The organism is Bacillota bacterium (assembly GCA_012727955.1).
In the GTDB taxonomy this organism is placed as follows: domain Bacteria; phylum Bacillota; class Limnochordia; order DTU087; family JAAYGB01; genus JAAYGB01.
This window is the reverse complement of the sequence record JAAYGB010000021.1, coordinates 1-14664: the sequence shown is the minus strand read 5'-3', so window position 1 is coordinate 14664 and position 14664 is coordinate 1. Positions and strand designations below refer to the sequence as shown.

The following is a 14664-nucleotide window of genomic DNA, read 5'->3' as shown; positions in this document are numbered from 1 at the left end:
CAGCATAGTGCCGCCTGCCCCTTTCCCGTCTACTAGTCTACCAATACCTGTCGCCGCAATTCCATTGGACAAGGCGTATCTTTATCCAAGGGACGCAGACGCAGTTTGAAGGTTGTCGGCAGCGAATCTACCAGATACTGCGGCAGAGTATCCGGGCCGCAGCTGCCGCTGCCTAAGCCCGACTGACGATAGTCCAAGGTGACAGTAATATTCTCTCGTCGGGTTAGCTCATGGGTATGCCGAGCCTGTTCAAAGTCCTCAATGGTGTAGTGATGGGTGGTAATCTCAAAGAGGGGATCTCCCACCACCAAGAGTCCCACTCGATTATCGTCCATCAAGGCCGCCCAGCGCACATCGGTCTTATTGCCGTTCTCCTGAGGATAGATGTAGGGGAAGTACTGCTCCGATACCGTCCCGGAATACAGCCCCACGGGGTAACCGGCCTTCCGATCCCAGTAGTTTTCCTGGGGTCCCCTGCCATACCAGGCGAACTGTTCAAATTGCCCCGGTATTTCCAGGAGCAATCCCAACCGAGGTAGCGGAGGCATGCTGTCGCCGAATTTCGCCTTCAGCTCAATCTGTACATCGCCGCTGCCCCAAATGTCATACCTGATGGAATAATCGGCGCCTTCATCGACACCCTCGGCCTTAGCTGAGAAAGTGGCGGTGATGGTGACCCGAGCTGGGACCTTCTGCTCAACGTCAAGGGAGACAACCTTCTCCTGTAGGCGATCATACCCGGCTTCCCGCCACATCTTCTCCAGTCGGGGCGCGTCGTTGTCCGTCGGGGCCCGCCAAACGTTAAATTGGGGACCGCTGACGATGAGATCGGTACCTTGGTACCGCCAGGCGGAAATTCTTCCTAAAGTACGGTCAAAGACTATTTCAAAGCCCTCTCCCGTGACGGTAACGGTGTCTCCCTCTTGCTCCCAGCGTACCGGCGGCATCTCAGCTGCCGATAACCGCTGGCCTTCCCCGGACTCTACCGGGACAGCAATTTGCTCCCAGGCCACTTCGTGACCGGCATCGGCCCAGGAAGTAGCTTCCTTGAGGGTAAAGCTGAGGTTAATGAAGTGTTCACTTCCCGCTACAAGTTTGTCTGCCGTAAAGGGAACGGTCAGCACTTCCGACTCGCCGGGTTTTGTGCTTAAGGATGGCAGGGTACCGGAATCGATTACCTTTCCATCTTGCACTAGTTCCCAGCTAATAGCGAGATGACTGAGGTCGGTAAAGTCGTATTCGTTGAACACCTCAACCTGACCCTTTGCCCCATCAATCACCCGGAACTGAACGGGTTGCTGTACCTTGCGGCATTCCCACATACCGGGATGGGGAGTTCGATCCGGGGAAATCACGCCATTGATGCAGAAGTTGAGGTCGTTGATTTCATCGCCGAAGTCGCCACCGTATCCCCAGTATTCCTGGCCGTCCTCGCTGGTCTTGAGCAGACCTTGATCCACCCAATCCCAGATGAATCCCCCAATCAGGCGTTCTTCGCTGCGGATGAGATCCCAATACTCCTTGAGGTTACCGTTGCTGTTACCCATGGCGTGGTTGTACTCACACATCAGGACCGGTCGATCATCTTCGGGGTCCTGGGCTAGGGCCCGCAGGCGTTCCAGCGCCGGATACATCACACTAACTAGATCGACGCAAGAAGAAATCTTGCCGCTGGGATCACTGGTGGTGCCTTCATAGTGCACCGGACGGGTGGGTTCGTTGGCGTGGATCCACGCGGCTAGGGCTTCAAAGTTGGGACCCATTCCCGCCTCGTTACCCATGGACCACATGAAGATACAGGGGTGGTTCTTATCCCTTTCCACCATCCGAATTCCCCGATCCATAATCGCGGTGAGCCAATCGGGATCATTGGCCGGTTCGATCTTGTAGTTGGGGCCGTGATTGACCAGACCATGACACTCGATATCGGCCTCATCGATGACATATAATCCGTACTCATCACAGAGCTCATACCAGCGAGGCTGGTTGGGATAGTGGCTGGTGCGCACCGCGTTGAAGTTAAATTGCTTCATCAGCTTGATATCGGCAATCATGGTTTCTTCGGTGATAGCCTTACCCCGGCGTTCGTCATGTTCGTGTCGGTTGACTCCCTTAAAGAGGACGGGACGTCCGTTGATCAGGATCTTGCCATCTTTGATATCAACCTGCCGGAAACCAACTCTCACTCGTTCCGCCTCAATGACTTTGCCCTGGGAATCCTTGAGCAGGAGAACCAATGTGTATAGATAGGGATCCTCTGCCGACCAAAGGCGAGGCTGGGACACCGGCTCGGCAATGTCGAGGACTTCCTCCTGCCACCGGGGTACCTGCTCCACAGATTTAGCTACACTCTGCTGAAACACCGGTTTTCTATCGGCATCGTATAACTTCAGTTCCACCGTCGCGGGCCCATGGTCGGTCTCGCCATAGTTACGGAGCTTCACCCGCACCTGCAAAGTCCCATCGGTATAGGTCTCATCCAGGGGAGTTTGCACCGCAAAGTCTCGGATATGTAACTTAGGAGTGGCAAAGAGATAAACATCCCTGAAGATGCCGCTGAGCCACCACATATCCTGATCTTCCAAGTATGTACCGGAGGACCAGCGCATTACCTGCACCGCTAACAGGTTGTTGCCGGGCTGGAGGTAGGGAGTGATGTCAAATTCCGCGGGCAACCGACTTCCCTGGCTGTATCCTACCTCAGTCCCATTGACCCACAGGTAAAAGGCTGAATCGACGCCTCCAAAGTGGATGAAGATTTCCCGGCCCTCCCACTCCTCAGGGAGCGTAAAGTTCAGTCGGTACAATCCCGTGGGGTTTTCCTCTGGAACCCGGGGCGGATCCGCGGGAAAGGGATACTTAATGTTGGTGTAGATGGGCTTGTCGTAGCCCTGCAGCTGCCAGTTACTGGGCACTGGGATAGTGTCCCACTGCTCATCGGCAAAATCTGGAGCAGAAAACCCCTCGGGAGCATTTTCCGGCCTATCGACCAGCTTGAATTTCCAATCGCCGTTTAGGGATTTAACCCAGGGAGAATCTCCTCCCGCCAAAGCTTCTTCTTCGCTGCTATAGGGAATTAAAGTGGCGTGGGCCGGTTCTTTGTTTCTCTCCACAAATCTTGGGTCTTCCCATTCGCGGATTTGCCTAAGCACCGTGCGAGCCATCTAGCATTCCTCCTTCTGTCCATAGAAAGGTTACTAACCAGTCGTTACGCTACCAGGCAGTGAGCAGGAGTAGCTTACTGCCCGCCGAAGATTACCCTCAAGTCCCCAGGACACCTAGGCCTGCCCCTCGGGCAGGAGGGGTTTTACATGTCCCATCACCCTAACAGATTCCCATTGTACGCCATTTTTCCTCTCGTCACCCTGGCGGCCTTGGGCCTATCCCTGGCCTCGCCGCAGGCAGAGCCTCCGTCAGCCTTCGACCATGTCCTGGTGCTAGATAGGATTGAAGGAGATTGGGCTGTATTGTATTCTGAGCTCGATACCTGTGTCCATCTGCCGGTCGAAGACCTACCGGCCTTGGCAAGGGAGGGAGATATCCTCCGCATTGCCTTCGACGAAGAAGGCAAGGTACGTACCGCCGAGATTGACTGGGTGGAAACGAGAATCGCGCTGGAGCGCAACCGCTCCCTGCTGCAGAGACTAATCAGCGGGGACTAGAGTTGAATTCAATTAGCATTAACCAGATGGCAGCGGGAAGAAACCAACTCTTCCCACTGCCATTTTCGCTACACTCGAACATCTAAGTGATTGGTCAACGCATAGACCAAGGTCTTGGAGACCTTGTGCCGCCGCCGAATCTCTTCGGGATCGGCGCCGCCGGCCAACAGCCCCTTGACCCAATGGGCGGAGGCTTCGATCTTGGCATTGGCCCAGCCTACCCGTTCCTCATTGACGTGGATCTCCATTTCCCCAGCTTTAATTGCAGCCACCAATTCCTGCTCGTTGGCAATATCTTGGGGAAAGCGAGTGGCAAACATCCCAATGGTGGTCTCGGCGTGACCATCGCTCCCGGCCACCTTCGGTACTTTCAGGCGCTGAGCCAATTGCTCCAGAGGTTCTTGGGTGTACCGGCGAATGTTACTGCTGCGAAACTCAATGGCATCGATGGTAGGAGTCTCAAAGAGGGTATCTGGCACACCATCGTAATAGCGATAGGCATGGGCCAGAACGACGCATCCGCCCCGCTCATCGACGATGTCCAGCAGCTTTCTCACCGGCATATCCCGATAGAACAACCCTTCCTCCAGGACGCCGTATACCAGGAAATGGTCTAAACCACAGGACACCTCAATCCCCCGGAAAATCTTAATCTCGGGAAACTCTGCCCGTAGCTCCTCAATTTCGTCCTTACCCCAAATATGATCATGCTCGGTAATCACCATTCCATCCAAACCGGCGGCAATGGCACCCCGCACCATACTCTGAGGGGTAAAATTACTGCAGGCCGAATAGCGACAGGTGTGGGTGTGTAGATCGATCAGCATCAAATTACTCCTCCATATTGTTTACCTATCTTCATTATTGGTCTTTGTTTCCCAGCAGTTCCTGGAGCAGGTTGCTTACCCGTTCCCGGCGCCGCTGAGTATCCTCGGAGTCCTTGGTAAAGGCTACGTTGATCACATCGCCTTCCCTAGCATATCCAGTGAGCATCTTGGCCGGAACCAAGATCTCACCTAGTTCTCCTTCATCGGGGATCAGGACGACCCAATTGCCCTCCCGGCGATCGTATACTGTCTTGTACCTTCGGGTCATACATTCACCTTCCCATCAGGAAGTATTATTAATCTACTTTCACCCAAGGTTTCAGATTCTCCAGGGTCTTGGCGCCAATGCCCTTGATCTGAAGGAGTTCATCGACGGACTTAAAGGGCTTAGCCCGGCGATGGGCAATAATCCGTTCCGCCAGTACCGGCCCAACCCCCGGCAGCTCCAAGAGTTCATCAAGGGTAGCGGTGTTGAGATCAAGCCTTGAGTCCTGTATCCCTCCCGGGGAAGTACTGGGACCCTTCCCGGTAAAGGTCTCCTTGCCCCTCTGGCTGGTCACCGTCAGTTGACTGCCATCGGTGGCAATCACCACGGTGCCGTGGACATCGGTGCGATAGACGGTGACACCACTGGCCTCTAGTCGCTGGATTACTTCCCTTGAGGGGTGATTGTAGCGATTCCCCGCCCCGACACTGATCACCGCCACCGTCGGTGAAAGGACCTGCAAGAATTCCGGTGAGGTGGAGGTAATGCTGCCATGATGCCCCACCTTGAGGACATCGACATCCAGCGCTACGTTAGCTTCAATCATCTCCAACTCCGCCGGTGTTTCTGCGTCTCCGGTAAAGAGAAAGGCCACCTCGCCAAAGTCCAGGCGCAAAACCACACTGTTGTTATTGAGATCGTCATAGAGCAGCTCTTGGGGATGCAAAACCGTGAGGAGCGCTCCCCCACCTAATTCGTAGACCTGTCCCCGCCGAGCCAGGGAAAAGGGAATTTGCCGCTCCTTAATGGCCAGCAATAACCTTTCGTAGGTAGCCGAGGTATGAATCTGACCATCGGCGATGATGGATTTGATCGGGAAATTCTCTACCACCGGTAACAGCCCACCAATGTGGTCGGCATGGGGATGGGTCATAACCATCAGCTCCAGTTGGTCCACTCCCTGTCCTTGCAGGTAGGGAACTAGGGTCCGTCGCCCCGGTCCCGCTTCTCCACCGTCGATTAGTACCCATTTCCCCGTGGGACTGGAGATGGCGATGGCATCACCCTGACCGATATCAATGATATGTACCGCCAGCTCCGTTGCCCCGACCCATGCCGGTAAGACAGTAACAAGTACAACTGCAAGCAAAAAAACTGCCAGTTTGCGAAGACGCTGCTGCAAGTCTTCCCACCTCGTCCTTCTGCCCCAATCTGTCCAGCAAACCTACTGTCTTCAATTCCCTTCCAGCCCTTTGTTACCTTCGATTCCGGCGGTTCTTGTCCTGCCATAATTTGGGACAACAGAGGCTGTCAAGCTGGGATCGCGGTGTGGGCAAAGGAAGGAAAACATGATAAGATCAGAAGGTGTGAATCTTTGACCACTACATCTATGAGAGGACACCGGTTATGTTCAAATCTAATCCTTTGTTTAACACCTTGGTGCAGCTGAAGGGCAATCCCAGGGCCTGCGTCTGGACAGAGCCCCTGTGGGGAATTCCCTTTAACCTTTACGCACCCTATGCCTCACTGTACATGATTGCTCTGGGGGTGACCACCAGCCAGGTGGGATTGATCGCCAGTCTGGGGATGTTTGTCCAGGTATTCTCAGCCCTGGTCAGCGGCGCCATTACCGACAAGCTGGGAAGAAAGCGGACTACTTTCATCTTTGATCTTATCTCCTGGAGTATTCCCTGTCTCATCTGGGCGGTGGCCCAAAACTTCACCTACTTTGTCATCGCGGCGATTATCAATGGCCTTTGGAGAATTACCGCCAACTCCTGGAGCTGCCTACTGGTGGAGGATGCCAACCCCGATACCTTAGTAGACATCTTTTCCTGGACCCATATCGCGGGGCTTTTGGCAGCCTTTGTCGCTCCCTTAGCCGGGGTTTTTGTCGGCAGGTACGGATTGGTCCCCACGGTGAGGGTGCTGTATCTCTTTGCCTTTGTCTCTATGACGGCCAAGTTTGTCATCCTCAATGTCTTTGCCACGGAGACCAAGCAGGGGGAAATTCGCCAGCGAGAAACCGCGAACCAGAGCATCCTCTCGATCCTGGGGCAATACGGTGAGGTAATGCGCCAAATCCTGCAGGCTCGACAAACTCTCATCAGCCTGGGGATTATGTTGGTGATGAGCATCTGTACCATGGTCAACGGCACCTTCTGGGCGATTCTCGTCACCGAAAGGCTGCAAATCCCCCAGCAGAACATCGCCATGTTTCCCTTCGTCAAGTCCGTGGTGATGTTAGGGTGCTTCTTCTTTGTAATGCCCAAGATCAGCCGCCTGCACTTTCGCCGACCGATGCTGACGGGTTTTGCCCTCTTTATTCTCAGCCAGCTGCTCTTAGTCTCCTCACCAGTGGGAGGCTATGTCATCTTGCTGGTCAGCATGGTGCTGGAAGCCTGCAGCCTGGTCTTAATCCAACCCTTTATGGACTCCTTGGTTGCCCGGTCTGTAGATGCCAGGGAACGGGCTCGCATCATGGCGCTGCTCAACGTGGTGGTGATCAGCTTGACCTCACCCTTTGGCTGGCTGGCCGGACTGATGGCGGAGGCGGATCAGAGACTGCCCTTCATGATGAACATCGGCCTGTTTGTCCTCGGGGCGATCTTGGTTATCCAGGCGGCCAGGTTTTTCAAACCCCAAGAGCCAGCAGCTTCGGCCTCTTAACATTAAGCCGTGCAAGATAAAAACCCCCAGGCAGGGAGCTAGGCCCCTTGCCTTGGGGGTTTTTTGCTGGTTCTTACTCAGAACTGTCCCCAGTCTCCCGCCTGGCCCGGGGAGGCCTGGGACCATAGTATTGAAAGAAATTTACCTTGATGTTGCCGTGATAGAGCTTGCGGCGCTTGGAGGCGACCCGACCAAAGAGGCTTTCAAAGCGGGGGTGGGAAGTCAAGATGTAAAAGGACCAAGTGTCCAATCGGGAAAAGATCTTGCCCATATCCCGATACAGGGTTTCTACCTCCTTTTCCTCGCCAATCCGTTCACCATAGGGCGGGTTGCAGATAATCTTGCCGTATTTCTTGCTGGAACTTAGCTGCCGCACATCCATAGTCTGCAGGTGAAGGTCCTCCTCTACCCCTGCCTCCTTAGCGTTGCGCCGAGCCACCTTCATCACCCGATCATCGATGTCGGTGCCGATGATCTGGAGGGGCTGGTCGTAATTGGCCCGGTCATGGGTTTCCTGACGAGCCTCCCACCACAACTGCTTGGGGATCACCGGCCAGTTTTCACTGACAAACTCCCGGTTCATTCCCGGAGCAATGTTCTTGCCAATCAGTGCTGCCTCGATGGGGATGGTGCCGGAGCCGCAGAAGGGATCAATTAAGACGGTGTCTGGCCGCCAACGAGAAAGGATGATCATCGCCGCAGCCAGAGTCTCCTTGAGGGGAGCGGTACCGATAAAATCCCGATAGCCCCGCTTATGTAGGCCAGGGCCGCTGGTATCGATGGTCAAGGTAGCAACGTCTTTAAGAAGGGCCACCTCGATTTTGTACAATGGGCCATCCTCGGGAAACCACTGCCTTTTGTACTGCTGCTTCATACTCTCCACCACGGCCTTCTTGACGATGGCTTGGCAATCGGGAACGCTGTAGAGTGTGGACTTAACAGACTTACCGGTGACAGGAAACTCAGCGTTTTCCGGTATCCATTGGGCCCAGGGCAAGGCCTTGGTTTGTTCGAACAATTCCTCGAAGGTAGTTGCGGTAAACTCCCCGACCTTTACCCGGACCCGATCCGCGGTCCGCAGCCACAGATTGGTCCGACAAATGGCCTGTAGGTCAGCAGTAAAGGTCACTTTGCCGTTTTCAACGGACAGGTCAGTATACCCCAAATCCCTCAGCTCCTGGGCTACCACCGCTTCCAGCCCAAAGGTTGCCGTCGCGATTAACTCAACTTTTTCCATGTTATCTCCTCACAATATTGCTGTAAAAAGTGCTGGTCACAAAAGTAGATTGTAAAGTGCTTCACGCTATTTGGCTAGTAGTTTTTCCCTTCCCGCCTCCCCTTTGCTGCAGCTGCTAGACTTAGCAGTACCCTTTACCAAGTCTTTAGCCGGATATTTTCTTTTCTTCAGCCTATTTTGAAAAAATAACCAGGACAAACCCAACTTGTGGAGAATTGATTTTGTAACACACGGCACTATTAGGTCTTTGCTGTTTGCTCTGAGATTATTTTGGTGCCGAGTTCTCTAGTTGCACACATCAGAATACACCGTACTTCGCCATAAGCAAAGCACACCACGGGGCTGCTCGGTGGTGTGCTTTGCTTCTTTTCTCCCTCCAGTAGATAAAACGCTTTCCCCCATCACCGCCCTGGCGACGATACCTAAACTATCGGGGCCTTCATCTAATATCTATCCGCTCATTGCATGGAAAAGCCCGAGCCAACAAGCTCGAGCGTTAGGATAGCGATCTTAACCTATCCACTTAGTCTTAGTCTAGTACCAGCTCCCTCGCCTACCTACAGAGGCTTGAGGGAATGGGTGGCTCGGTCAAAGCCCATGCCGTCAAAGGCTCCCAGTAGTGAGGTGGTGATCCGCAGGCAGAGCTCATGCTCGCCGAAGGTCTCCTCCGGTAGGGACCACACATAGGGGGACCAGGCTCTACAGCCCAGACTCTTCCCGTCTAGAAGCAGCTCGCAGGTCTGATCAAAGTCATCGCTATCTAATACCAGCTGGCGGCACTGCTGTGGTAGCCGAATCCTGCGGCGATAATCAATCTTACCCACATAAAAGGGCAGCCCCGGGCCCAACAGATCATTGAACCGTCCTTCTCGAATTGGATCTGCCAGCCGATGGCCATCCCTGACGGCAAAATCCCCTGCCAGGTACAAGGGACTAACCAAACCGTCGTACTGCTCCTCTACCTGAATGCAAACAGCGATGACATTTCGCCCTTCCTTCAGCCAAGGGGTGATCTCCGCGGCCAGATGGGTCGGGAGGAAAATCCCTTCAGATTTCCAATGTTCTCTAGGAATTTCCCACCCATTGACAAAGACCTGCCACTTTCCCAACAGTCCCTTGGGCTCCCGGACAAGGTAGATGGGGCTGTTGCACTCAAGTTCAAAGTCGGATCGATACCACAGGTTCAGCCCGGAAGGTAACAGGATCTTCGGCACCGCTCCGAAGGCATCGGACAGCTCAATACTAACGGGCAGCTGGCTATCCCGGATCTGGGTAATCCCGGTCTTGGGGGTGACCACAGGCCACTGGGAGGTATCATAGGCTGGGTCCGCCAGATCTAGATCTTCGTCAAGCACTGCCTGCATCTGCCAATGCCCCAAGCGGCAGAGATTCTTTGCCTTCAGGGTAATACTCCACTGCCCCTCGGTATCAATACGATAGACTCTTGCAGTTGGTAATTGCTGCCTTTCAACGGGCTTGAAGTGGAGAAAATAAGATTGGTACCGGTCAAAGTCTAGAGCAAAGGTGCTTCCTGTAAAGCTAGGGTCATCCAAGGGCTGGGACTTATTGGTCACTAGGTCAACTAGGGAAACTCCCTCAACGGGCCTCGATAACTGGATTTCAGCGGTAAACTGCTGGCCGCTGGTATTCACCAAGAAGCAAGCCTCATCCTCACCCTTACGGTACCGCAGGAACAAAACCTCCCGCAGCTCCTCTCCCTGGGCGGGATCAACTATTCGCACCCATCGCCCAGCTATCTCTTCTAGGTGCCGCTCCAACTCGGCAAAGCCGTCATTTGCCTTGAGGCTGCCCCTGGTGGCATACCAGGCAGTCCTTCCCCGGTGGAACCAATTCCCGCCGGCAGTGGCGGCCAAGTAGTCCTGCCCAGCTTGGCAAGGGTTCACCTCAAAGAGCGCAGCAATCTCTTCTACCCCTTTGGCTCCTGGTTCAATTTGTTCAAAGGGCAAGGTGCCAAGGAAAACAACGTGAACTCCCGCCTCGATGGCAGCCAAGAGAACTTCCGCCGCCCTCTCCTCTAAGTTGGTGGTGGGAGGAAGGATGATCACTTCGAAGGGGTTGTCTCCAAGTTTCAGCCTGGAGCCCTCCAGCCGACCTCTGGTAAGCAGCTGCGGATCGGCGATATGAAATTCCCAGTGATGCCGCAACAACTTCTCCTGAAGATACTGCCAGTCCTCCAGCAATTGTTCCGTCAGGGGATCGCCGGGGTAGCGGGTCCAAAGGGAGGTGACAGGATCTAACACCAGAATCTTGGCGGGTGCGTATCCACCGGACAGCCGGGCGCAGAGATGGCTGGTATATTGCGCCAGCTGATCATAGTGCTCCCAATAGGGATTTTGCCAGAAGGAAGAGGGTGGTGCATCGTGTTTGGTCAATCCGTCGGTGGTATAGAAAAACCCGTGGGGCACTATGAGGTTGATCCCCTGCACCGCCAGCCAGTCGGTGATCCACTTCATGTCTTGGATGGTCATGTCCCAGCCGATACTGTGGAAGGCTTCGCACAGAACCTCCGGTTTATGTAAAAAGTGGGCCGCTGAAGAGACTAACTTAGGGTTACTGCGATAATTCAGGGATCCCAAGGGCACCTCCGCCCCCACCTTCAAGTGGCCGGCGTCGATTCCAGGAATATCCATGTATTCCAGTTGGGTACTGCGCAGGATGGGCTTTTCCCCGGCGTACTTGATCCCATGGCGGGCACACCAGTCCTGGACGGGGCGCTCAAAGCTGTTAATGAAGGCACTGAGAAGAGTTTTGCGAAAATCGTAGCGTACCTGGGCTCCACCGGGCACATCGGCCACTAGAGCAGGAAGGTGGTCAACTAGTTTATAGCCATTTAGTTTCTCAAAATACTCCGGCAGACAAGGAGACCAGGGAATTCCCATCCCCGTTAACGCCCCGCCGGCACTGATCTCATCGACAAAGACCGCCTCAATCTCCCGGAAAAGCTCCGAACCCAGTTGGTCTAGGTAGCGCTGGTAGGTGGTGGTCAGGAAGTATTCGATGGCCTTAGGGTTGAGGACATCGATATAGTAGCCGAAGTACTTAAAGGGCTGAACGATACACTCCAGGAAGATGAAAATCTGCCAATTTCCCGGAGGACATTGCCAGACAAGGCGCTTCACTGGATTGCCGGTGAAATAGCGGGAGCGGTTATACTGGGACAGGCCCGTGTCCTGATAGATCTGCTCTTCTTGATAGGAGCCGATGTACTCCCTAAGATCGATGCTTTCCTCCCAAGCCACAACGCCATCCTTGACGGGATAGGCCTTGGCAAAGACCACCCTTCCCCAGGCCAGCCTGCGGTCAACAACGGCCTCGCCTTGCACCTCAAGGGTAATCCGCCGCAGCTCTCTGGCCAAGTACTGTGGGTGATCTAAGAATACCTCTCCCCCACTGGCTCCACTGGGATAGGGATACTCGTCATTAAACCAAACCCGAAGCCCCAGTTTCTTACCGGTCTCCACCGCCAACTTGACCTTACGAAACCACTCCTTGGATAGATAGGGTACCGTCAACCCCTGGCGGGGATGAATAGAGAATCCGGCCACCCCTTGCGCGCCCATCGCCTCAATCTGGGCAACTATTTGAGAATCCTCCATATCGCCATTCCAAAACCAGAAGGGAACTATGCCCCGTCCCTTGTCCCCAACCCTTGCAGCCATCTGCATTATCACTCCTTGTAAGGATGATGCGGAATATCGGAGAACACCGTAGAGCAGCAAAATCAACCGTGGAGTGAGACCCCAGGGTCCCAACTCCACGGTAAGCTATCGATGAATCAAGTTTAGCCCTTCTCCTCTAGTCTTGGAAGAAGAACTGTTCTGGATTGGCACTGACGGGCCAGGCCATGGTAAAGGCTCCTACCTCCGGTACATTCCTTAGATTCTCTTTTGCAATACAGATATTTTTCGGAATGCTGACGGTACCAATCATCCAAAGGTTTTCCCCATTGATTTCCATAATCTCCCTTTCTAGAGCCAAACGTTCCTGGGAATCACTGGTGGCCAGAGCTTTCTCATAAAGATCATACAATCTCTTGATTTCCGCTGGAGGCTCCTCGCCGCTTCTGCCCCCTGACTGATACCACTGACCGTAGAAGGGAGCAAAGATGCTGGTGGACTGAATGGGGATGTACCAGTGGGCTTGGAACAGCGGATACATCCCACCGGAAGCGTCCTGCATCATCACGTCATGTTCTCCGGCTTCCTTCCTGGTTTCAAAGAGGCTTCTCTCCTCTGCCTTGACCACAGCCCTAATGCCCACCTTCGACCAGTAGTCGGCAAAGAGCTCAGCCGTCGTGACTTGTTCTTGACTGACGCCGGAGCGCACTTCGATATTAATGACAATTGGCTGTCCATCGGGACTGAGACGATAACCGGCGCTGTCCCGTTGGGTCAATCCTATTTCGTCTAACAGCTCGTTGGCTCTAGCTGGATCATACTCGGTATAGCGTCTGGCTGTGGATTCATCATAGGCCGGCGAGCCGGGAGTAAGGAAGGGCTGTTGGGGAGCTCCAGCACCTAGGAAGACCAGTTCATTAATCTCGTCCCGATCTATGGCCAGGGATAGGGCTCTGCGAAAACGGGAGTCGTTAAACAGGGGACGAAGAACTGGGTTCTTGGTGTTGAGGTTGAAGTAGAGAACCGCGGCACCGGCATAGTCTGAATTCCAAAGCAGCACGCGATATTTGCCGGACTCTGCATTTTGCATCAGCAAGGGGAAATCCAGCCAGCGGTTATGGAAATGCCTAATTTGAAAGTCGATCTCTCCCGAGATAGCCTTCATTACCATCAATTCCGTATCGGAAATCAATTGCTGGGAGACACGGTCGATATAGGGGAGTTGGTTTCCTTCTGGATCCACCTTCCAGTAATAGGGATTTCGACTGGCAACGAAGCGCGCACTCGGTCGTGCGTCCACCTTCCAAGCGGTAATGACGGGATAGTCGGGATTGTTGAAGGCGCTGTTCTTGTCGGTAAACAACTGATTCCAGGTACTAAAGCCTGCTTCCCTGGTCTGCCGCTCCAATTCTTCTTGGTCCGCGTAATTGATGTGGAACTGTTTCAAGTAATGCTTGGGAGCATAGATATTGCCGAATTCCGCCAGTTGATAGGGAAACCATCCATAGGGCTCGCTGAAGCTAATCTTGACGGTGTAGTCGTCGATCTTCTCTACCTGCAGCAACTCACCCTTAAAGGACCAAAGGGAGGGCGGAACGGGATTCAGTTCCTTGTTCAGGATGATGTCTTCGTACCAAAAGAGGATGTCATCCGCGGTAAAGGGGGTACCGTCGGACCACTTCATCCCCTTTCTCAGATGAAACACAAACACACGGCCATCTTCTAATACTTCCCAAGCCCGAGCCACATTGGGACGAAGCTGGACATACTCTCGGTCCCATCCAATCAGGGGCTCCCGAGTGAGTCGCTCCCATCCGGCGGCATCGGAGGTTCCAAAATACGTCCGATTCAAAGTTCCACCATACCTGCCGATCTCCTCCACCGGCTCCACAACCAATGGGTCATCGGGAAGGCGTTCCTCTACAGGAGGTAATTTACCAAGCTTGACCAACTCCGCCAACTCCGGGGCTTCCTTTGCAGCCCATGCCGCTGAAGCAAAAGCAAAACAGAGCACCGCTACAATGAAAAAGACACTCCCGATCACTTTGCCAACAAGCTTCAAGTCATTCCCTCCTTGATTTACTTGCTTACCCGAAGAAACTAGCTAAATTAAGCTCTCCCCCCTACTCCAAATGAGTCTTTTTTCTTGCCACTAAATTCTAATCCCGTCTACCGGGCATTATGCCATCAAAGGCGGCTATCATCACCGAAGCTGACCTTACCTTCTGACAAATATTTTCCGAAACTTCCATTTATTTGCTCTTTTTTGCTTTTCACACAGGGATTAAGCAGTGTTGGGTAGAACAGTGAACTATGTAACGACTTCCAGGTGGAAGGCATTCCGTCTAGCTACTAAGATTGACTCAATATAACCCTCTCCTCTTCAGACGACAGGAGGCACTTTACAGTGCCTCCTGTTGTATCT

9 protein-coding genes are annotated in these 14664 nt (G+C 53.7%); 2 read left to right on the top strand and 7 right to left on the bottom strand.

The features are described 5' to 3' along the window. Positions 1 to 32: 32 nt before the first annotated feature. Complete coding sequence (locus tag GX030_04325) at positions 33 to 3164, bottom strand: DUF4981 domain-containing protein (GenBank protein ID NLV91606.1); 3132 nt, start codon at positions 3162 to 3164, stop codon at positions 33 to 35. Between the two features lie 147 nt (positions 3165 to 3311). Between GX030_04325 and GX030_04320 the strand changes: the two genes are divergently transcribed. Then, positions 3312 to 3662, top strand: coding sequence for a DUF3006 domain-containing protein (locus tag GX030_04320; GenBank protein ID NLV91605.1), 351 nt, complete (start codon positions 3312 to 3314; stop codon positions 3660 to 3662). Between the two features lie 68 nt (positions 3663 to 3730). Here GX030_04320 and GX030_04315 read toward each other — a convergent pair whose 3' ends face one another. The 3 genes from GX030_04315 to GX030_04305 are packed head-to-tail and all read right to left on the bottom strand — an operon-like array spanning position 3731 to position 5877. Beyond that, complete coding sequence (locus GX030_04315; protein ID NLV91604.1) at positions 3731 to 4489, bottom strand: PHP domain-containing protein; 759 nt, start codon at positions 4487 to 4489, stop codon at positions 3731 to 3733. Between the two features lie 34 nt (positions 4490 to 4523). Then, on the bottom strand, positions 4524 to 4757 hold the full coding sequence (locus GX030_04310; protein ID NLV91603.1) for a DUF3006 domain-containing protein: 234 nt from the start codon (positions 4755 to 4757) through the stop codon (positions 4524 to 4526). Between the two features lie 28 nt (positions 4758 to 4785). Then, positions 4786 to 5877, bottom strand: coding sequence for an MBL fold metallo-hydrolase (locus GX030_04305; GenBank protein NLV91602.1), 1092 nt, complete (start codon positions 5875 to 5877; stop codon positions 4786 to 4788). Positions 5878 to 6101: 224 nt separating this feature from the next. On the opposite strand from GX030_04305, the gene GX030_04300 reads away from it, so the two are divergent. Continuing rightward, a complete protein-coding gene (locus GX030_04300) occupies positions 6102 to 7364 on the top strand; it encodes an MFS transporter (protein ID NLV91601.1) in 1263 nt (420 codons plus the stop codon). Between the two features lie 73 nt (positions 7365 to 7437). On the opposite strand, the gene GX030_04295 is transcribed toward GX030_04300, so the two are convergent. From GX030_04295 to GX030_04285, 3 genes are all read right to left on the bottom strand, one after another. After that, on the bottom strand, positions 7438 to 8601 hold the full coding sequence (locus GX030_04295) for a class I SAM-dependent RNA methyltransferase (GenBank protein NLV91600.1): 1164 nt from the start codon (positions 8599 to 8601) through the stop codon (positions 7438 to 7440). A gap of 557 nt (positions 8602 to 9158) precedes the next feature. Next, positions 9159 to 12281, bottom strand: a complete 3123-nt coding sequence (locus GX030_04290) for a hypothetical protein (GenBank protein ID NLV91599.1) — start codon at positions 12279 to 12281, stop codon at positions 9159 to 9161. Between the two features lie 136 nt (positions 12282 to 12417). Continuing rightward, the gene (locus GX030_04285) at positions 12418 to 14301 is read right to left on the bottom strand and encodes an ABC transporter substrate-binding protein (protein ID NLV91598.1); all 1884 of its coding nucleotides are present in this window, start codon (positions 14299 to 14301) and stop codon (positions 12418 to 12420) included. Between the last annotated feature and the right edge of the window lie 363 nt (positions 14302 to 14664).

Coding starts and splice junctions, on each gene's coding strand:
- GX030_04325 (NLV91606.1), bottom strand. CDS start 3,164: ATGGCTCGCACGGTGCTTAGGCAAATCCGCGAATGGGAAGACCCAAGA.
- GX030_04295 (NLV91600.1), bottom strand. CDS start 8,601: ATGGAAAAAGTTGAGTTAATCGCGACGGCAACCTTTGGGCTGGAAGCG.
- GX030_04300 (NLV91601.1), top strand. CDS start 6,102: ATGTTCAAATCTAATCCTTTGTTTAACACCTTGGTGCAGCTGAAGGGC.
- GX030_04290 (NLV91599.1), bottom strand. CDS start 12,281: ATGGCTGCAAGGGTTGGGGACAAGGGACGGGGCATAGTTCCCTTCTGG.
- GX030_04320 (NLV91605.1), top strand. CDS start 3,312: ATGTCCCATCACCCTAACAGATTCCCATTGTACGCCATTTTTCCTCTC.
- GX030_04310 (NLV91603.1), bottom strand. CDS start 4,757: ATGACCCGAAGGTACAAGACAGTATACGATCGCCGGGAGGGCAATTGG.
- GX030_04315 (NLV91604.1), bottom strand. CDS start 4,489: ATGCTGATCGATCTACACACCCACACCTGTCGCTATTCGGCCTGCAGT.